Genomic DNA, 19,509 nt, shown 5'->3' on the forward strand with positions numbered 1-19,509 from the left:
GATGTGGTTTATTACGACGTTGAAAGAGCCATATAAATTCTATAACAAAAATGGAATACCTATATTAGTCTCTGAAATTGAGTGGACAAACTGCATTTATGACGCTGATGGTGATGTAGTTGGGGAATGTTCACCAAGTGTAATAAAAAATAAGCAGCAAGCACTTTTAGATTTAGTGGGTGCCGGAGTTTTTGGCTTTCCTTCTAAAAGTGAAGCCAAAGAATTTGCTAAGGGTCTTAAACTAAAAACGTGGAACTATCTGCAATTAGGTTAACGATAATAACTTGATCATTAAGAGCAAGCATTTGTAGAGCTGTATTGGGGTAGCATATTAATTCAAGTATAAGAGGTGTGATTAATGGGAAGGTCAAAACCTGTGAGTTTCGCTGGTAAGCACTTTGAAAGACAAGGTGATGCTGTTGATTATTTTAATAATCAAAAAGTAGAGCTGTTACCAGAGGGTACAATAGAGAATGGCGAACTCTTCGAGTCTTTAAAAGATGTTTTTGAACGGTACTGTGATAATTCGCCCGGATATGAATTAAATGGCAGGTTGATAACAGGCTTCAGTGTCGCATATGAAAAGCGCCATGTAGAAGGAGTTTGGGCAACTCACCCTTGCTTCAAAGTTCACTTTTCTAACGATGAGGTGAGGCCGTTTTCTATCAAAAAAGCTATTAAGTCTTTAGCTGATAACCAAAACTAGAACTTTAAGTAGTAGCAGTCTAAATCAGCTAAGTTAAATACGTCCATTTATTAGAATAGCCACCTATTTTTATTAGGTGGCTATTTTATAGCATCTATTTGTTGCCAACTTACTCGCACTGGTGAACTGAAGCCATACTCATGAATTCATCAACTATCGTGCTTAGCTGTGGAAACCTAGTTTTAACCTCGTATAAGTACATCAAAAGCTTTTGATTGTTGGTTTTGCAATTCAGATAAAAAGGTATGGTTATTAAGTAGTCAGCAAGTGCTGGTGGTATGATTTCAACATGACCGGCATTGTTACGAAGCTCGAAAAACTCTAAGTCACTAACAGCAGAAATGTTAAGTTCATTTAGTTCATCACTTTTGCTCTTAACATACTCAATATCTGCCTTCATTGCCCAAAATGGTACCCAAGCTGAGTTGCTGAAGTTATTTATAAGTTTTTTATAATCACATTTTTCAGTCAGGCTACAATCTAAGAATTCTAAATTAGCTTCGTTGATGTCATAAGGTAATGATTTTACAGCCTCAAAACTGTCTTTTATGACACCAGTCTCTTCAGTAGAGGCAAACTTTATACGATGAAGCCAATATAAAACTAAACCATCAGCATACTCGCTGCTTAAATTTTTAAGGTTTATTCCAGCATAACTCTCAACAGGAATAAATTGGCCGTTCCAAGTAACCGGTTCAGAGAACAGAAATGTACCTTGGTTAAGCTTGCCATTAAAGTGATCGATAATAGTTGAGTAGTCAAAAGTTGGCTCTATACTAGAGTTGTCAGCGGGGTGACGTAATTGCAAATAAACTATTGATAAAATAGAGCAAAGTAAAATGGCAATGATAAACCACTTTGAGTTTTGATATTTTGAGTATTTATTCAGGTTTGTAAACATAAAAGCCTCCATATGTATGCTTAATAATGTACAGATATACGCAACATATAGAGGCAAAAAAAAATCTAATATTTTTAAAAAATTACTTTTTATTTTGAGGTTGCTCAGCTTTTCGTAGCTCTACCTCTTTTTTGATTTCAAGCTCTTTAAGCTCAACATCACGCTGGTGAGTGGCTTGAATTGCTTTTTGTTCATCGCTCTTTCTATTCTGCAGTCGCTTTTCAAGTTCATCGAATGCAACAGACATTTTCTCTTCTACTGTTTTAGCACGCAAAGACTGTATTGCTCGGTTATATTCTTCATAAGGCATTTTTACAAGAACATATGCATTTGCTACTCCATCAACATTATACAATTCACGCTTTACTCTCTGCGCACCGGCAACACTAACTTCTTCGACAATTGAATCAATAAGCATATTAATTTGAGTCTCAAGGTTTGAATCTAGAGTCTGGTTTTCATATGAACGCTCTTGGCCAGAGATAAGCTGTTTAAAGCTTTTTGCTACATCAAATTTAGCTCTGAGCTCGGCTGCTTTTAATGCAAAAGGAGGTTTGTTTGATGAACCGTATCCAACGCCAAATACACCTGTTGAGTCAGATTGTGGTACATCTAAGTACCAATCTGGAATACTATTAATGAGTTGGTCCATTTTCTCGGTTTTTTTTTCAACTTGCTTTTGGTGAGCTACTTGTAGTTGCTCGATACGATCATGAACATCATTACTTGAGCATGCAGATATAGAAATCAAAGCAGTTATAAAAAATAAATTACGTTTAATGGTATTCATAAAGTTCTCCAGATTTAAATTTCAAAACCTAATTTACTGGAGGTTTAAAATCGCGCAAATTTAAAAAAATAAACTTGAATTGAGGTCGATTTTAAAAAAAATAACTAAAAATCCCTTCTATGTTTTAAATTTTTAAAATTGATCGTAAAATTAATAGATATGCATCTACTATTTAGAGCTCATGTCACAACAAAAATATGTATCTTTAGAAGAAGCTGCTTTGTACGCAAGAAAGCAAAAGTTATCTTCAATAAAAGAGTGGCTTGAGGCCAGCGAAAATGCTGAGTTTCCTGATTCCATGCCTAAACGTCCCCCCAACGTATATGGTTGCAAGTGGTCTGAAGTTTTAGCGCCTAAAACTGCACCAGGTTGTGGGCGGTTCGTTGAATTTAAAAAGGCTTGTGAAATAGCTAGAACTTTAGGTGTGCAAACTATGAGCCAATACAGGGAATTAAGTAAAGAAGGTGGAAGACCTTCAAATTTACCTTCTAACCCTAATTTGCATTATAAGGATGAATGGCAAGGCTGGGCTCATTTCCTAACTGGTAGAGAAGATACAATAAAGTAATTTTTTAATTAAAATAGATTTTTTTTAAGCGCTTTACCGTTAATCGCGGTGTTTTAATAGACCAATAGTAATATTGGAGTTTATTAAAATGTCGATTGGTAAAGTTACATCATACTTGTTGGTTTCTATTGTCAGTCTTGTATTTCTTATAGCTAAAGCAAATGCAGCTATATCAATCCCACAAATTGAAACACTTTCTTCAAACAACTTACTCAAGAGTAAGACTGATGAGCCTTTCACTGTTATCAAAATCCCGCCTCTTTATACGGCTGGTGGTAATAAAGCTAGTGGTCCTCAACTATTAAATTTTACATTACATGGTGATGCTCCAGGCTCTGTTGTTGTTAATGGGCAGCCCGTAAGCCAAGGACAAACAATTCAAATCACAGTGAATGCAAGTAGCAATGGGGGGTTAGATATTCCAATTTACCCAGGTTTAATTGGAGCTGCAGGGGAAGCAAACTATACGATATCTTTAAGTGTAAAAGGAATAAGTTGTCCATTGGGTTTTACTTTATCTGGAGAGCTTTGTTATAAAACATTGGTAGAAGATCCAATTAAAGTATGTCCTTCAGGGTTTAAGTACAATGAAAGCAATAATAACTGTACCAAAACAGTAGAAATAAACGCCACAAAAACATGCCCAAGTGGGACAAGTCTGGAAGGTACTCTATGCAAGGGTACAACATCAACAACAGCCTCAAGTTCGTGCCCCGCAGGATACACACGCTCAAGTAACACGTGCTACAAAGACACGCAGATAAACGCCACAAAGAATTGTCCTGCCGGATATAGTGTCTCTGGTTCAGAGTGTAAAAATGTTGAAACTGTTGAATATAACTATATGGACTGTAGGCAAAGCCACGAATATGAAGACGATACAATTTACAATATGTGCCCAACTGGTACCTATCCTGCACCAAATTCATATAACTGTACGTTTACTACTAACTCAGCTTCACAATGCGTTGTGGAAGAATATGGAGTGGGACAATATAAGTGCGATGAAGATGAAGTTTTACTCATTGGTTACTTATCACCGAGCCAATGTAAGGGCCGAAATGGAGGGTCTAGAGATGCTCCTCTAGTGTGTCCAGATGGATATACCTATATTGGTGGTGCCGGATTATATAATTGTAGGTCAATTCATAGCTATCAGGCAAATAAATCGTGCCCAAGTGGGTACTTAGATGCAGGTAATCAATGTGAAAAAGTGCATACTGCAAATATAACCTACACTTGCCCATCACAATACGATTTATCTGGCTCAAAATGCAATATGACAGTTTCCGCAGATTTAATTTACTCATGCCCCAATGGTGGCTCACTAAGCGAAAGTGATTGTGTGAATATCGTAACGTCACCCATAACTTACTCTTGCCCAGTTGAATATACACTTGCTCAAGAGCATTGCATAAAAACTGAAAGTGTTCCAAGCACTAACACTTGCATAGAAGGGTGGGAGCTCGAAGGGGGGCGTTGCACAATGACAGAGACAGTTGTGCCTTAATGTTTAATCTAAACTTTTTATTTGAAGCATAAATAAAAATACTATATTTCACTTTTTTACGGGTTTCTGATCGAGATTGAACGGTATATTAAAAGTAGCTAATTTAACTGGGAAATTAAATATGTCATTGAATGATATTAGAAATCAGATACAAAGTGCCTTAAAAGTCTTTCTAATTCAATATTCTTATAAAGATGGGGGAGGTATCAATAAGAATGAAATGAACGATATTGGTTTGGCTATTTTCACTGAGTTAAATTCCGCAATAGATACAATAACTGAATTAGGGTTTGGTACTACTCTTGGGCTTGATGATAGTAAGCAAATCACGATACCAGCAGATGAATTTTTTAAAAACGAGGTTGTGAGGCAAAGAGTTTTGAAAAACAATCCACAGTTCACCATTGAATCATTAACTCAGATGGCAGATGTATTTATTAACCCAATAACCGGTGATGTCTTTAAAAAGCACACTAGTTTGAGAGTCTAACATGGCAGAGACAAAAAAGAACGCTCTTGATAGTGTTGAACAAAATCTAAAATCGGCTAAATCAATTTTACTTGCAAAGTATGATGTCACATGGATATCAGACCCCTCCAAGATTAACCCTAAATTAGTATCATCAATTGATATTAAAACCATGGCGAAAATAGACAGCGCTTTAGAAATGCTTGAAGAATACAGAATACAATGAGTTAGAGGTTCGAGTATGAAGTTTCAAATTTTGATGTGGGTATTTATAGGGGTAGTTTTAGCTTTCTTATATTTAGTGAGAATGAATAAAGAAAGTATAACAATGATATCTGCACTTATAGTTGGGCGTATTTTGATTGGGTTTGTATTATTGTCTAATAAGGTTGATAATTAGCAACCGTACATTTTTTCGATAAATCATAGACTTAATCCCGATGCAGTCTATTAACAGACTATTATAAAATTTGAACGATCATGGTTTTATTAATATCCTTATTGCTTGTAAATATTTTTTTACGTGAATACATTAAACGAAGTCATGGTTATTTTACAAAGTTACTTTGGTTAATTGGTGTGCCGTTGCATGAAGCAGCTCATTACTTCATGGCCAAATTAACTTTTAGAGAAGTCATATCATGTAAATTCATCCCGAGTATTAATGTTCAGCCAGCAGCTTTTGTTGCTTATAAAAATGGCTCCTCACTCTTTTCTAAAGTTATTGACTTGCTTATCGGAATGGCCCCTATGTACCTAGGCGTTTCAACGCTATATTTAATTGGTCCAGCTGTACTGGCCTCACATAGCCTTGCTGATATAACACTTTTTGCTTTTCATTGGCTGGTTGTTCTTGCCATAACCCAATGTATGATCCCTTCATGGCAAGATGTTAAAAACTCAATGCCAGGTATGTTGATTCTTTTTTTACTTTCAGTATTCATATTAGCCACTACCGGCTTAGAAATTTCTTTACCATGTGTCAGTGTTATAATGAGTATTAAAGAGGCTCTAAGCATACTTTTGCTATATCAATTAACTGGAGCAGCATTTATAAAGTTACGATTACCATAAAGGGTTAGAAGAAAAACACACTTAGTTTCACTTAACAACCCGTTTTATAATGCTCTGACCTTACATTGAGGTTAGTCAATCACTCCACTAATTCTATTTTTCAAAATTTAAATTACACAGGGGTTGCGTTGCAAATTTTCACAAAGCAGTTAATTTAACATAATACATTAATTGCATAAATGGGTATTTACACAAGTTGTATTAAGGTATATAAATGTACAGTGCTTATGTTTTCGTATGAATTAAAATTATGAACAGCAGATTGGAAAAGATTATAGATTTAAAAGAGCCTCAATTACCGGCCACCAAGAAAAAACAAAAATTAAATGAGATTTATGTAAACCCCAAATGTCCGATATTTAATTATGTTAACTCTTTGGCGGCGGATACATCCAAAGAGACTGTCACTCGATGTTTGCAAGCAATTGCAAAACATACCGGCTACACAGATTTTTATGATATTAATTGGGCAGCAATTAGTTCAACCGATTTGAATAGCCTTATCCATAACCTAAAGGCCAAGGAACTATCTCCAAAAACGATTTCATTATATGTATCCGTTGTAAAAGGTGTATGTGAGCATGCCTATTTGTTAGGACAGATTTCTAGATTGCAGCTAGATGGCATTCTAAAAGTGAAAGGAGAAACCGGCTCTAGAATTAAAAAACATCAGGTAATTTCTCGTTCTAGTTTCCAAGGGCTTTTGGAGAGAATAGCAAGCTCAAACCCAACTAATAGAAATAAAATGCTGAGAGATTTGGCGCTTTTTCATATTTTAATTGGTACAGGGTTAAGAAGAAGTGAGTTGGCCACAATAGAGATTTCATCATTAGTCTTAGAGCTTAGTAGCGAAGATAGAGTTACGGTAAATACTCAGTATTTGAAGATTATTGGTAAAGGTAATAAGGAAAGATATGTTGCGATCCACCCTGTTACAAAAATTGCTTTGGAAGACTGGTTGAACGTTCGAGGTATAAAGCCTGGTCCGTTATTTGTCAAAGTGCCACGTAGTGGAAATATTGATGTTGAAAATAGTAACCCTTTAACTGGCAGCGCTATTTATGAACTTTGTAAAAAATATAACACTGTTGCTCCCCATTCTCTAAGACGATCATACGCGACTTGGCTCGATGAAAAAGGCGTAAAGATAAGCAGAATTAGTAAACTTCTTGGCCACTCTAAAGAAGTTACAACTGCTATGTATATTGTAGATGAAGATTCAAAGGCGTTTGAGGATGTATTGAATAATTTGTTTTAATCTAAAATATTTTGTTCTTGATTGTCTGTATTGGGTACAGCTTGCTGAATTATATAAGTTTATTGCCTAACAAAAAGTGACAAGGCTCAACATAATTTTATTTGTTCATTTTAAATTTATCTTTTTTTGTTAGAATATAAGGTAGTGATCTTATAAGAACAACCAAACATGGCTGATACATACTTTAAAAATCTAGATGATGACTCAAAGAAAAAATACGTCTCGCAAGTTTTAGAACGATGCAAGCAGGTGTGGGATGTTAATGAGCTTCATGAAATTGAAGATGAAAATGGACGCCGAGCTTTAGGGCATAATGCGAGCACTATGAAAATGTGGTTGAGCCGCCCTTCTATGCCATGGGATTTTATTTTAACTACAGCGATTAAAAAAAATGTAAGCCTGGACTACCTTCTTCTGAACATAAATGAAAACACGAGCCTAGAAGATGTTAAACCAGAAGAGCTTCTTGAAACTGTGAACAAAATAGTTGCAGGTTCATTAGAGGAAAGTGCGGATTTCGGCATTATTGATCCTACTTTTGTTCCAACAATTACTAAAAAGATTAAAACTTCATTAGAAGCTGCTTTAACGATTAAAGCCAAACCGCCCAAATCAGCCTAGGAAAAATCAAATTAGCAAGAAAATGGCCAGAAGGACTCTGGCCATTTTTAATCCGACTGGCGTAAAAACAGTTTTTCCGTGAAAAGATTTTTTACTTTAGTAATAAATGTTGGGGCCAGAAATGCACTAAGTAATATCAAGTCGTTTATATTTACAGTAATGGAATAAAAAAAGCCTAAATAAGGGTTATGGGAATTTTGAGTGATATAATTAGACATTAAAATTAGGTGCAAGACAGAATTAACCAGTAAGACATACATTGTAGTTATTGAAGCGTCCGAGTACCTTTTTCCATTTCGTATGAATGGGAACAATAAAGCAATAAGAAGCGCTGTGATGCTATCAAAAAGTGAGAACATAAAGTACATATTGACTATACCATCAATAAAACCACCAGTTTCACTTAAGTATTCGATTGTCATTAAGTAGTCGGTTGATAAATAGGACAATGTAACGAGTGATACTAAACACAAGTGTGAGAATGATGTTTTTTTGAGGTAGGATTTAATGATGGTTATGCAAAAAACCAAAAACAGTAAACCTGAAAAACTCATCAGGTACTTTAAAAAGAAGTCACTAGCCCCTACAGTAAATAGCTCATTGTAGTAGACTATAAATGCTTTAATGTAATCCATATTAAGCACTACGTTTGTAACTAGTTAAACTAACTACATTTTCAGGCTCTATATTTGGTGTATATGCAGGGATAAAGCTATTTTTCTGAGGGTAACCCTCGATATCAGCAAGCTCAGCTTTAATTTCTTGAATTCTCTGAAAGACCGCAGCTCGCTCATCATTAACTGGTAAGCCTTTCATGTAAACTTCCAATTGAATTGATTCTTGAACCAATTTTCTGACACGCAGCGCTATTGCAAGGGAACGGATCGATTCGCGCTTTAAGAAGGCAGCTAAAGAAATAACCCAAAAAACGAAGCAGAATAACAAGCCAATTAAGGCAACAGGTGAAACTCCCACATTAACATCCATCTTTAACTACTAAATCGGTCGTAATAATAATGTACAGAGAGTCCACCAGCAATAGTGCTTTATTATTGCTTTTATGTGACTATTTGTTATCTTTCACCTTTTTTCTTAGGCGGAAGAATTCCAGCGCCACGTTCAAGGTTAACAGCTGGTAATTCTTTAATGTTCACCACTTCAATTTCAGTTGATTGAGGTTGAGAAAATGCCATAAAGGTGGCGAAAATAGCATACATATGGAACTCCTTGCGTTAGCCGCACAAAGGAATTTCTACCCTGAGCGGTGCATTTATTTGTTTAAATTGTTCATGAAGTGACGTTAAAAAGTCATCAGCTTCATTCAAGTTATAAAAAGCAAGGCTTGTGCCAATCTTTTCCCCGTCTAATATGAAGTAAACAAAGATACGCCTAACAGATCTAAAGGATGACGGAGTAAGCACTTCCATTTCCACCTTTAGATTATGCCTACTTGTGTTCTCAGCAAGCATACAAGCTCTCAATATATTGGGGGACAAGATATTAATCATATGAAATCCTTATGTTTTTTTTACAATATCACTTAAGCCAATATGTTTGGTCTAAAAAAAGCGAAATTTTAATTAAAAACAAACTTAATATGTCCCATTGAAATTTATCATTGAGTGATGTTAATCGGAGGTTCAAATGTTACTCATTAAAAATAAGCAAAGCCCAATACGCGGGTTATTTTACATTTCACTTTGTATTTCATTCTCTATTGTAAGTTGCAGCTTGAATTCATATTTTCGATACGGCATGACTTTGCCACTTGAATTTTACACTCCCTTAATCATTACTTTGATATTGCCTCTATTGAGTTCAAAGCAAGGAACTGTTCGTTTCGGCCCTGTTAAATTGTTAAATTGTTAAATTGTTTAATTCTGGAAAATAGCGCGATTTTATGAGTGTGATAGCTTAGATTTAAATGCTCGATGTGGAAGACTTACAATGAAAAATAGTACAGCACTAATATCAATAATCTTAGCGTGCTTATCTAGCGAAGCTACAGCAATTATCCCTGGGGATAATACTGCATGTTATCCATTATCATATGATAGAGCTGCAATCGAAAAGCAAATAAAAGTTGATCTTCTTACTACTTATGCGGCCTCAAACACTATAAGTGGAGAGGAAAAACTATTGAATGACACTTACTCAGCTGAACTTGAGAATATAAAAGTGGTATCAACTGAGTTTCAAAATTTTAAATTTTCTTACTCTGAGCGTGATGGCCAACTTTGTGGTTCAATAGTAAAAAAGCACTAATCTGAAAGTGATGGAGAAAATATGGGGCGATTATACTTTAAGTAAAAAATGTTCATAATACTGCTGGGAGCGAGGTAGCATTTAGGTAAGTTCTAAATTTTTCGCTGGCCTTATGGTTTTAGAAAGCTAATCTAGCCCATTATACCTCGTTTATTCATAGTTAAAGTTCTGTGTTTAATTTCCATGTTTATAAATTGTTGTTATCATGTTGTTGAGTTGTTTAAATAAAACAGAGCCGTGAAATGGATTTTTTATCTCCTCAAGAAAAAGCAATTTCTTTGATTAATAAATGCTTTGAGGATAAAACAGAAGAGTTAGATCTATCTGCGTTAGGTATTTCTCAATTACCCGTTGAGATTTGCGACCTCGTCCACTTGAAATCATTGGATTGCTCCTTAAACAACTTAGTTGAACCTACTGGTATAGAAACCCTCACAAATTTAACGTCATTGAATTGCTGTATTAACAACTTAGATGAACTTACTGGTTTAGAAAACCTCACAAACCTAACTTCATTGGATTGCAGCTTTAACAAATTAAATGAACTTACTGGCATAGAAAACCTAATAAATCTAACCTCATTGAACTGTAGAGACTGTGAATTAAATACCTTAACTGGGGTTGAAAACCTTACAAAATTAACCATACTAGGCTGCGATAGCAACAAACTAGTAAAACTTACTGGTATAGAAAACCTAACAAATCTAACCTCATTGGATTGCAGCTTTAACAAATTAAATGAGCTTACTGGTATAGAAAACCTAATAAATCTAACCTCATTGAACTGTAGAGGCTGTGAATTAAATACCTTAACTGGGGTTGAAAACCTTACAAAATTAACCATACTAGACTGCGATAGCAACAAACTAGTAAAACTTACTGGTATAGAAAACCTAACAAATCTAACCTCATTGGATTGCAGCTTTAACAACTTAGTTGAACTTACTGGTATAGAAAACCTCACAAATCTAACCTCATTAGATTGCAGCTTTAACAACTTAGAAGAACTTACTGGTATAGAAAACCTCACAAATCTAACTTTTTTGGGTTGCAGCTTTAACAACTTAAGTGAATTTACTGGTATCGGAGGCCTCACAAATCTCACTATATTGGTATTCGGCTATAACAACTTTAATGAGACTGGTATAGAAAACCTAACAAATCTAACTTCATTGGATTGTAGTGGCAGTCAATTAAATACCCTTAACGGGATTGAAAACCTAATAAAGTTAACCAAACTAGACTGCCATAACAACAAACTAGAAAATCTAAGTGGAATAGAAAACCTGATAGATCTAACCTCATTAAACTGTAGTGGCAATTTATTAACTAATATTGATGAGATTGAAAAACTTGATAACTTAACTTTTCTTAACTGCAGCAGAAACTTTATATCGAGCCTTAATAACATAGTAAATCACCCAACAGTAGACACTCTTTACTGTATAAATAGCAACATTGAATATCTCGAAGGGCCGCTACCTAAAAGAAATAACCCAATTAAGTTTGTTCCATATGAGCTACTAGATAACATTAACGCTATTAGATCATGGTCAAATGAAATTGAACAATATGGTTATGTGAACGAATACAAGGAAAAGATTATCTTCGTTGGAAATGGCCGAGTTGGGAAAACAACTTTAGCCAAAGCGTTAAAAGAAAGGAAACCCCAAAATAGTAAATACCGCGAAGACACTACAATAGGTATCTCACTACTTGATTGGTCGCCAAGCGATGTAGAAGGAAACAAGTGGGAAATAAATATTTGGGATTTCGGAGGCCAAAAACTGTACCACTCAACACACAGATTGTTCCAATCTCTATCAGGGATTTATTGTGTTCTTTGGGCTGAACAGTGCCATGAAGGTGAAAAAATCAACAATCACACTTTGCGCTATTGGCTGGATTTAATACATAATAATGAAAGTGATAACTCTATTATTACAATTAAAAGCCAAATTGATTTGGCTGATAAGGTTGGTCTGAATAACGAAGCATTCAATGATCAGCCTTATAGTTGTTTGCCAAGAGTTGGTGTTAGTGCATGGGATTATACAAATATAGAAACTCTTAGAAGTTTAATTATTTCACATTTAAATAAACAAGCAAAGTTGCAAATACGCATACCAAAAACTTGGGATATAGTTAGAGAGGAAGTGAAAGGTTGGGGCAAAACAATTTCAAAAAGTGAGTTCGAATGGCTGTGTTCAGAAAATAACGTTTTACGCCCTTCGATTTTGCTAACTTACTTAAATCGTTGCGGAGATATATTTTACGATGAATATCAATTTAGCAATACTATATTTATTGATCAAAACTGGGTGTTAGAGGCTATAAATCGACTATTTGAAGTAAATATGGAGCTTGGTAATCCAAGAGATTGGATTAAACGAAATAATGGAGAAGTCTCTGGAGCCGAATTGTATGAAATATTTCACGACTATGAACCACAGGATACAGAGCTATTTGTCAGCTTTATGATTCAGGCACAAATGTTGTTTTGTTTAAGTGAGGACCTTTTAACTAAATTTAAATCAAAGCAGTTTGTAGTACCTTCCCTTCTAACAGATGAAGAGCCTCTTGCAGTACCTCGAAACGTTAACGCCGATGTCCACTATCGTTTGCATTACCCATGGCTTCATAGATTGGTTATTGAAAGCATTATTGTTGAGTGCCATCACCTCTCAAACGAAAGTTACTGGTGGCTTGACGGCATTTACATTGCTATCAGTGAAAAAGTGCAATGTAGAATTGCCGCTAATACTGATGATAGTACTTTAACCCTCTCATTTTGGGGTAGAACTCAAGATATCAAATCTGCTTTACCGCAAGTAATCAAATCAATAGAGGCAACTAAAGTTGCTTCGCCAATTAGTGAAGAGCTATGTATCAAAGGAAAAGGTTGGTGCCCTATTGAGAGCATTAAGCAGTTTGCTTTGTTAAGTGAATATATTGTGGATATTGATGGTCAAAAACACAATGGAATGCTCTATTACGCTATGTTGGACATTGACTGTGAAGCAGTCAACGAATTAAAACCCGTACAAAACTTTTTCATGATAGGAGGTACTTTCATGAGTAGAAACATAACAAACTCGCCAGGCGCTATTGCTGGTGACATTACGAACTCATCGATCAATATTAATATTGGAAGTACACAAGATGAAATCCATAGTCAGATTGATGAAATTAAGTCGCTTAAAGCTGAATTAGCGAAGGCTGAGTTAGTTGAAAAAGAGAAGTATATTAGACAACTTGATACGGTCGAAGATGAGCTTAATGAAGGAAAGCCTGATACTGATTATATTGGCAAAACACTCGCAAAGTTTTCTGGCATTTTAGATAACTTTGAAGAAGGTAATAGCCTTTATTTACGAGCTGTGGCTCTCTTATCAGCATTCGGCATTGTAATAGTATAAAGAAAAACGATATTGCGCTATAGACTTAAAAGCGCAATAAACCCCAGAAGCTATACCATCATACTAATTTTTATAATAAATACTCACCCACCCATAGCGCCATTGAACAGCCCCGATTGGGTTACGCCCTACTTCAAAAAGATAAAAATAAATAAAAGAAAAATTAAATTAAACAAAGAACAAAAACGCAGATGCTGAGGTGTATGCATTATTTACAACTAATGGTATGATGGTATAGAAAGTAACCACTTAAGTGAATTGCCTATGTCTTTGTATAGTGATGTTGAGTTTGCATTCAACCAATTAGTTAGCGCGACTGAAGTACTTAACCAATTCCTTCATGAATGTGAGGTGGTTCATGCTGAATGCTATAAGTTACCAGCTTCAGCTGGTGACATGTCCGATACTAGTGGCTGGGAATTAGTAACCCCTGAAAAGCATACCGGCTTTACTGCATTAAGTATGGCCACAGGTTCTTTTGCCCGGTTTACGCCAGATTATAATCACTCACCTAAATACCCATTTAGACTACCTGGCTTTATCCAATTGGCGCCAAATCATTATCAATCAGCTTCACAGCTGGTGGATGCATGTAATTTACAAAAAGTGATAATAAAAGAGCTCATCAACAGCAGCAAACTAAATCAAGGTCAAAAGCGTGAGCTAATACAGTCAATTTGCCCTAAAGCTATCACCTTGCAAATATATAGGCTGATCAAAGTTGCTGATGGCCCAGTTAAACGAGTTGGTTTTACGTGGTGTAACAAAAACAGTATGAGAACAATTAACAAAGAAGAGTTTCTTACGTATTTAGCCGGCAGTAAAGATAACCCACCTTCAGGTAAAACTAGATCTGAATGGGCGCCATGGGTTGAAAAAGAAATTGAATTAGTGAAATCAAAACCAGGCGAATTTATCAAGGTGAAAAGACCTTTGCCAATTACACCTAAGCTGAACGTTTCTTTCACTGATGACACTAACACGGTTATGTTTTATGGCCATGTACCTATCATTGTTTTCGGTGATGAACCTTGTAAAATCTCTCCACTAAAGAGCTGTATCAGATCAACAAGTGAAGCTGAACATTACAATTACTTAATCAAAAGACTTTATGTAATGAATGAATGAAACCTTCTATTTGTTATACACTTAAATTGTGAATTGAATAAATTGGGTACTTACTAATATCTAAAGGAATTTTATGAGTTTTAAATCCTGGGCTAGTTATAGTCAATTCAGTCAATCAGTAAGAAATAAATCAAGATACGTTCTAGACCGTGATTCACAGGACTTTTTAAAAGGCATTAAGGACACATGTACCAGTCGAGTTATGATTATCCCTCCAAACTCAGAGATTTGGCGAGCACAAATGGGACATAACACCGTACCTTTAATGCAAGATAATATTGAAGTAGACGATATATTTGTACCTTATCCAGAATCCCGTATGAGACCTTTGAAAGATAGTGCCACTGAGGGCAGAGCCAACCCCAAGGGGATTCCTTGTTTATATGTTGCCTCAGACAAAAAAACTGCTATGTCAGAGATACGCCCTTGGTTAGGCTCAACTGTTTCAGTTGCTAAGTTTTCAAATAAAAATGAGCTTAGGCTAATCGACTTTTCAAAACATCCTAATGTTACTTTACCGTTTTTCTTTGCAGAGCCTGATGATGCTAAGAAAATAGAAGCTGTTTGGAAGCATATTGATAGAGCCTTTTCGGAACCTGTAACTAATAGTGACCAAAAATCAGACTATGCTCCTACTCAAATTATTGCGGAGTTAATAAAATCCTTAGGTTATGATGGAATCGCATTTAAAAGCTCTTTATGCGCAGGGATTAATCTTGCTTTATTCGATTTGGATTGTGTGGACTTTAAAGGCTCCAATCTATTTAAAGTTAATGGGATTAATTTTTCATTTGAAAACTATGATTATGAACGTTACATGTAACAAACACAAACTTACGTTAAACTCAGGATTGCTCCATAGCCCGCAATTACTGAGCTGCTATTTTTATAAAGCAAGAACTATTGATGTTTAGATACCCACTTTCAGTTGAAAAGTTCAATCTCTTATTTAAAAGGTTTGTCATCGAGTGCAAGTCACACCCCCAAAAAAAAGATATCAATTACAGAGCGTGTTTCACTGTTCATTCTGGAGACAATGAAATTATCGATAGTCGAAATACCTCATTAAGTGTATTTTGCAATATTCATCAAATACACTTTAAATCCAAACCCCGGTACTTAGTAAACCGCTCTTTAAAGTGTCAACAAATCACATGCCCTCTTTGTGATACTGGACAAAGCTTCACACTTGAGCAACTACAAAAACTTATACTTGAAAGTAAGACATTCCAGTTTAAATTGTGCGATAAATATCTAGCGAAGGTAGAGAACCAGAGCAACTTAATATTGGTTAGCAAAGATAAAATTGACCTAATATGTACCAAAAGTCTTGTCTCAGGCGTGAAATGCGGAAAAAAAGTTTCACATAAACTGAGTAATATTAAGCATGCCCTTCTAAAGAATAATACCCACATTACTTGCCAGGGCCCCTGCGATTCAAAGTTAAAAGGTAAGTCCTCTCGGCTAAGTATCATTGAATTAAAAGAACGGTTAATGTTGGTCAAAGGTTCGGAATATAGCCTCCATTCATACAAGGGTGTTGGAGGCTACGCAATATTTAAGCACAAATGCGGTTTATTAATTAACAAGAAAATTCATCCCTTTTTAAACAGGGATAAAGTAACCCCTAGAAGCAATAAACACCTCACCGATTGCCCGGCATGCGCCAAATCTATAAGCCCAAGCATTATCGACCTCGAGCACTGGACATCACTAGTAACTAATCAGCAACTTGCATTACTAGATTTAAAACCAACATTTTTATGTCGCTGCGGTAATGAATTTCAAACTGGTTTTGAAATTATACTTAGCCAAAAACACTACGGCTGCGCTGAATGTTACAAAAACTCATCACAAGAAAAGAGATATTTTAATTTTAATAAGCTTAAAGATATTGTTTGTAAAAGAGGGTTTATATTGTCTCCACCGCTACCCAAAACATACAATTGCAATCTTCATGTAAAACGTACAGGAGAAAACCACGAGCACCCAAATACCCTTAGCTTTCTTCAACAATTTCCAGCCAGTAAAGATGGATTTAACCCCAAGTTTGAAGTTAAAAAGCTCGCTTATGACCGCTTTGCAGTAAATGATAAATGTTTTTCTGACGAATCAATTGAAAGTGCGTTCTGGGCTGGCTTAATTGCTGCAGATGGATGGGTTGATGGTGATAAACGTATTGGCCTTTCTCAACACATTAACAATGAGCCCATTTTGATCGATTTTGCTAAGTATTTAGATTTTGGTAACACCTTAAGTTACCGGTTTTCAGCAAGTAACGCGGTTATGGTTGAACTTAGATTTACCTCTAAGGTAATTGCTAAATCATTAAAACAATTTGGCATTGTACGTAGGAAAAGTTTAACTCTAAGCCCACCTAAATTGTCTCAATCAACTAATGTACTGGCATTTATTGCAGGCTATATTGAAGGTGATGGATGGGTTAGGAAATATTACCAAAGAAATAATAAATGCTTTTGTATTGGCTTATGTAGTGGCTCAAAACAGTTCGTTGAATGGGCTCATAATGAAATAAAGAGCCAGCTGGGAATTACTGGATCATTTAGCACCAACCAAAATACAGTATCATTAAAATATTCAAACTCGGCTAGCATTATCTTGTTAGAGCGCTTATATCCTGTCTCTAACCAGAATAGCAAGATTACAAAAGCTTATTCAGAATTGGCATCTACAACTGGCCATGACAAACTTGAAATTTCATCGCGATTAAAATAAAGCTTTGCTCCATCACTTTTCAAAATGTAGCTTTCCAAAGATATTGGATCTGTTCTTAATGTACCTTTGATATGACATTCAACTGATGTACAGCCTCGTAAAACTAATGTTGTATTTGGGGTACCATCACTGAGAAATGCAACAACCCTATTTGTAACGTAGGTATGCAAAAGATAAATTATACCTATAACAGCTATCGCCATATTCCAAAAGCTTCTAAGTTCCCTTGATTCCCTAGACTCCGCCATATTTCGCCTACTTTGTATTGAGCTAACTCGCCTATTTTCTAAGTGTACTTTGGATGAGTACTCTCTTAACAATCTTCAATAAAAAGGCCTTAACAAACAAATTTTTACTATATATTTGTTTGTTAAGGCGCTTTGACACAACAACTTAATAGTACATGAGCTAAATGCCACCAGCTTATTTTTAAATTACTTCATTGCCCGGGTAACCGCATATGGCGTGGCAACCAACTGCAAATCTTCACCTATTTTGTAACGCATTTTATCAAGATCATCATTGAGCTTATCCAGTGATTCGATATACGGTTTAGCAACAGCCCCTTTTAGTGAAACGCCTACAGATGAATTAGACTTGATGTTATGAAGTACTTCCTGAAGTACTGTTATTATTTGTTGCGCTACAGCTTCCTGTGCTGTTAATGATAATGTCTTTGCTGCCAACCGAGGGCTTTTTAATACGCTAACTAACTCTGAAGCATTTATATCTGCAATAGCTTGTAGTGCTATTTCATCTGCCGTCTGAGCTACATTCAGCCTTTTATCTATTTTGGCAACGAGCTTTTCTGCTATATCATCAAAAATGTACTTCAAGCCTCTGCTTGAGATAGTTTGTTCAATAGGGTTTAAGCAATTTGGATCTGTGCTTTCACACTTCATTAATCTAATTGAGCCTGTATCAGACTCTTCGAAAATATCTCTCAATGAAACAGTTGCAGGTTTAGTTATTACGTCAATCCCGGTATCTGTCGAGCTTGTGCTTCCAGACTTTCTCGAAATTGTTGTACCGGTTAACGACATAATCAGATCTTTTAAGTTTGCACCACCAAAACCTGAAATTGAAGAATGGGTATATGCACTGACATTTGCATTTACTAGAATATGATGAGCTGTATTAACTTCTACTTCGACACCATTTTTTTCTGCTTTAACAGCAGTATTATCTGTATCGCCTTTCGTAGCGTTTGCCTCACCTCTATCTGTCAGCCAACCTGAAGCATCATTTGCGAGCCCTTCTAAAGCACCAAACTGCACTGAGCTCTTGAAAGTATCGACTGCATTTGTTCCGTCATCTAATTTCAGATCTCCCAAATATCCAACAGCCTTTTCGCAACCATTAGCTGTCATTTGATTAAATTCATCAAGTTTTGTTTGAAGGTCTGACATTAACTTACTACATGAGGGACAAACTGAAGTTAAAGCCAAGTTAAAGGCATATGATGGTACACCTTGTGCAATCGCCCTTCCCATTTGCACTAATTGGTCGGAGTTTATTAAACTAAAGCTTCCAGCAAAAAAATCGATGCCACCACAGCCTCCAGATATTTTCGGAGGTTGAAAATTAACAACATTCGCTCTTACCCCTTTTACTCTGTAAGAAGCCCCACCAAAACTTAAACCGTTTCTTGTTGGAGTACTAAATGAAGTAGCTGTTGTAGTTTGAAATGTTACAGCTTCAGTAAAGACATCTTCCATCACAGTTGAAGCATGAGCTGATGGAGACAAAACGCTAAGTGCAATTAACACTCTTAATTTATTAATTTTAAACATTACTGAGCCTTTGAAGTCGTTGAAAGGTTAATCTCATTAAGCCGCTTTCTGAGTAGGTCAGATAGAATTGAAGGGTTATCTTCTAACTTTTGCTTTTCAACTACTAAAGGCTCATTTGATACAAGAATGTCTTTTACTTCTTGTGTTTTAACGAATTGTTCCTCACTAATAAGGTTCATACGTTTTGCTGCATAGAGTGCTCTTTGAACAAGTTCACTACCTGATGCCATGCCATATTTAATTGTTTGAAAGTGCTGGCCATCATTTGAGA

21 protein-coding genes are annotated in these 19,509 nt (G+C 35.7%); 14 read left to right on the plus strand and 7 right to left on the minus strand.

The window, feature by feature from the left end; all coding sequences use genetic code 11:
- On the plus strand, positions 1-274 hold a 274-nt coding region (locus J8L73_RS18720; RefSeq protein WP_211019336.1), incomplete at its 5' end, for a hypothetical protein.
- Between the two features lie 84 nt (positions 275-358).
- Positions 359-706, plus strand: coding sequence for a hypothetical protein (locus J8L73_RS18725; protein WP_138534083.1), 348 nt, complete (start codon positions 359-361; stop codon positions 704-706).
- Between the two features lie 109 nt (positions 707-815).
- Here the strand turns inward: J8L73_RS18725 and J8L73_RS18730 are convergent, their stop codons facing one another.
- Entirely contained in the window at positions 816-1,607 is a 792-nt protein-coding gene (locus J8L73_RS18730; RefSeq protein ID WP_211019338.1) for a hypothetical protein, read from the minus strand.
- 82 nt (positions 1,608-1,689) lie between these two features.
- On the minus strand, positions 1,690-2,397 hold the full coding sequence (locus tag J8L73_RS18735; RefSeq protein ID WP_211019341.1) for a hypothetical protein: 708 nt from the start codon (positions 2,395-2,397) through the stop codon (positions 1,690-1,692).
- A gap of 181 nt (positions 2,398-2,578) precedes the next feature.
- Between J8L73_RS18735 and J8L73_RS18740 the strand changes: the two genes are divergently transcribed.
- From J8L73_RS18740 to J8L73_RS18770, 7 genes are all read left to right on the plus strand, one after another.
- Positions 2,579-2,965 (plus strand): hypothetical protein, encoded by a 387-nt coding sequence (locus tag J8L73_RS18740; protein WP_211019342.1) that lies wholly within the window; start codon positions 2,579-2,581, stop codon positions 2,963-2,965.
- Positions 2,966-3,053: 88 nt separating this feature from the next.
- The gene (locus J8L73_RS18745; RefSeq protein ID WP_211019344.1) at positions 3,054-4,475 is read left to right on the plus strand and encodes a hypothetical protein; all 1,422 of its coding nucleotides are present in this window, start codon (positions 3,054-3,056) and stop codon (positions 4,473-4,475) included.
- 121 nt (positions 4,476-4,596) lie between these two features.
- Entirely contained in the window at positions 4,597-4,965 is a 369-nt protein-coding gene (locus tag J8L73_RS18750) for a hypothetical protein (protein WP_211019346.1), read from the plus strand.
- A 1-nt stretch (position 4,966) separates the two neighbouring features.
- On the plus strand, positions 4,967-5,170 hold the full coding sequence (locus J8L73_RS18755) for a hypothetical protein (protein WP_182830883.1): 204 nt from the start codon (positions 4,967-4,969) through the stop codon (positions 5,168-5,170).
- 254 nt (positions 5,171-5,424) lie between these two features.
- Entirely contained in the window at positions 5,425-6,018 is a 594-nt protein-coding gene (locus tag J8L73_RS18760; RefSeq protein WP_211019348.1) for a hypothetical protein, read from the plus strand.
- A 250-nt stretch (positions 6,019-6,268) separates the two neighbouring features.
- Positions 6,269-7,276, plus strand: coding sequence for a site-specific integrase (locus tag J8L73_RS18765; protein ID WP_211019350.1), 1,008 nt, complete (start codon positions 6,269-6,271; stop codon positions 7,274-7,276).
- Positions 7,277-7,444: 168 nt separating this feature from the next.
- On the plus strand, positions 7,445-7,897 hold the full coding sequence (locus tag J8L73_RS18770) for a hypothetical protein (RefSeq protein WP_211019352.1): 453 nt from the start codon (positions 7,445-7,447) through the stop codon (positions 7,895-7,897).
- A gap of 636 nt (positions 7,898-8,533) precedes the next feature.
- Here the strand turns inward: J8L73_RS18770 and J8L73_RS18775 are convergent.
- From J8L73_RS18775 to J8L73_RS18785, 3 genes are all read right to left on the minus strand, one after another.
- Positions 8,534-8,884 carry a hypothetical protein gene (locus tag J8L73_RS18775; protein WP_211019353.1) on the minus strand — a complete coding sequence of 117 codons (351 nt, stop codon included), beginning with the start codon at positions 8,882-8,884 and terminating at the stop codon, positions 8,534-8,536.
- Positions 8,885-8,970: 86 nt separating this feature from the next.
- Complete coding sequence (locus J8L73_RS18780; RefSeq protein WP_182830878.1) at positions 8,971-9,114, minus strand: hypothetical protein; 144 nt, start codon at positions 9,112-9,114, stop codon at positions 8,971-8,973.
- A gap of 15 nt (positions 9,115-9,129) precedes the next feature.
- Entirely contained in the window at positions 9,130-9,366 is a 237-nt protein-coding gene (locus J8L73_RS18785; RefSeq protein WP_211019355.1) for a hypothetical protein, read from the minus strand.
- Between the two features lie 478 nt (positions 9,367-9,844).
- Here J8L73_RS18785 and J8L73_RS18790 point away from each other — a divergent pair, with 478 nt between their 5' ends.
- The 5 genes from J8L73_RS18790 (at position 9,845) to J8L73_RS18810 (ending at position 17,445) form a co-directional block, all read left to right on the plus strand.
- Entirely contained in the window at positions 9,845-10,162 is a 318-nt protein-coding gene (locus J8L73_RS18790; RefSeq protein ID WP_211019357.1) for a hypothetical protein, read from the plus strand.
- 242 nt (positions 10,163-10,404) lie between these two features.
- Positions 10,405-13,581 (plus strand): leucine-rich repeat domain-containing protein, encoded by a 3,177-nt coding sequence (locus J8L73_RS18795; protein WP_211019359.1) that lies wholly within the window; start codon positions 10,405-10,407, stop codon positions 13,579-13,581.
- 264 nt (positions 13,582-13,845) lie between these two features.
- A complete protein-coding gene (locus J8L73_RS18800; protein WP_211019361.1) occupies positions 13,846-14,709 on the plus strand; it encodes a DNA replication terminus site-binding protein in 864 nt (287 codons plus the stop codon).
- 73 nt (positions 14,710-14,782) lie between these two features.
- A complete protein-coding gene (locus tag J8L73_RS18805; RefSeq protein WP_211019363.1) occupies positions 14,783-15,532 on the plus strand; it encodes an RES family NAD+ phosphorylase in 750 nt (249 codons plus the stop codon).
- Positions 15,533-15,996: 464 nt separating this feature from the next.
- Positions 15,997-17,445 carry an LAGLIDADG family homing endonuclease gene (locus J8L73_RS18810; protein ID WP_211019365.1) on the plus strand — a complete coding sequence of 483 codons (1,449 nt, stop codon included), beginning with the start codon at positions 15,997-15,999 and terminating at the stop codon, positions 17,443-17,445.
- Between the two features lie 434 nt (positions 17,446-17,879).
- On the opposite strand, the gene J8L73_RS18815 is transcribed toward J8L73_RS18810, so the two are convergent.
- A complete protein-coding gene (locus tag J8L73_RS18815; RefSeq protein ID WP_211019367.1) occupies positions 17,880-19,238 on the minus strand; it encodes a conjugal transfer protein TraH in 1,359 nt (452 codons plus the stop codon).
- Positions 19,238-19,509: hypothetical protein (locus J8L73_RS18820; protein ID WP_211019368.1), on the minus strand; the 272-nt coding region annotated here is incomplete at its 5' end. The genes J8L73_RS18815 and J8L73_RS18820, both read right to left, overlap by 1 nt.

The organism is Pseudoalteromonas sp. MMG006, assembly GCF_018101025.1.
Classification (GTDB): domain Bacteria; phylum Pseudomonadota; class Gammaproteobacteria; order Enterobacterales; family Alteromonadaceae; genus Pseudoalteromonas.

Bases quoted from the DNA above. Each gene is read 5' to 3' on its own strand.
- J8L73_RS18725 (WP_138534083.1), top strand. From the start codon at position 359: ATGGGAAGGTCAAAACCTGTGAGTTTCGCTGGTAAGCACTTTGAAAGA.
- J8L73_RS18730 (WP_211019338.1), bottom strand. From the start codon at position 1,607: ATGTTTACAAACCTGAATAAATACTCAAAATATCAAAACTCAAAGTGG.
- J8L73_RS18735 (WP_211019341.1), bottom strand. From the start codon at position 2,397: ATGAATACCATTAAACGTAATTTATTTTTTATAACTGCTTTGATTTCT.
- J8L73_RS18740 (WP_211019342.1), top strand. From the start codon at position 2,579: ATGTCACAACAAAAATATGTATCTTTAGAAGAAGCTGCTTTGTACGCA.
- J8L73_RS18745 (WP_211019344.1), top strand. From the start codon at position 3,054: ATGTCGATTGGTAAAGTTACATCATACTTGTTGGTTTCTATTGTCAGT.
- J8L73_RS18750 (WP_211019346.1), top strand. From the start codon at position 4,597: ATGTCATTGAATGATATTAGAAATCAGATACAAAGTGCCTTAAAAGTC.
- J8L73_RS18755 (WP_182830883.1), top strand. From the start codon at position 4,967: ATGGCAGAGACAAAAAAGAACGCTCTTGATAGTGTTGAACAAAATCTA.
- J8L73_RS18760 (WP_211019348.1), top strand. From the start codon at position 5,425: ATGGTTTTATTAATATCCTTATTGCTTGTAAATATTTTTTTACGTGAA.
- J8L73_RS18765 (WP_211019350.1), top strand. From the start codon at position 6,269: ATGAACAGCAGATTGGAAAAGATTATAGATTTAAAAGAGCCTCAATTA.
- J8L73_RS18770 (WP_211019352.1), top strand. From the start codon at position 7,445: ATGGCTGATACATACTTTAAAAATCTAGATGATGACTCAAAGAAAAAA.
- J8L73_RS18775 (WP_211019353.1), bottom strand. From the start codon at position 8,884: ATGGATGTTAATGTGGGAGTTTCACCTGTTGCCTTAATTGGCTTGTTA.
- J8L73_RS18780 (WP_182830878.1), bottom strand. From the start codon at position 9,114: ATGTATGCTATTTTCGCCACCTTTATGGCATTTTCTCAACCTCAATCA.
- J8L73_RS18785 (WP_211019355.1), bottom strand. From the start codon at position 9,366: ATGCTTGCTGAGAACACAAGTAGGCATAATCTAAAGGTGGAAATGGAA.
- J8L73_RS18790 (WP_211019357.1), top strand. From the start codon at position 9,845: ATGAAAAATAGTACAGCACTAATATCAATAATCTTAGCGTGCTTATCT.
- J8L73_RS18795 (WP_211019359.1), top strand. From the start codon at position 10,405: ATGGATTTTTTATCTCCTCAAGAAAAAGCAATTTCTTTGATTAATAAA.
- J8L73_RS18800 (WP_211019361.1), top strand. From the start codon at position 13,846: ATGTCTTTGTATAGTGATGTTGAGTTTGCATTCAACCAATTAGTTAGC.
- J8L73_RS18805 (WP_211019363.1), top strand. From the start codon at position 14,783: ATGAGTTTTAAATCCTGGGCTAGTTATAGTCAATTCAGTCAATCAGTA.
- J8L73_RS18815 (WP_211019367.1), bottom strand. From the start codon at position 19,238: ATGTTTAAAATTAATAAATTAAGAGTGTTAATTGCACTTAGCGTTTTG.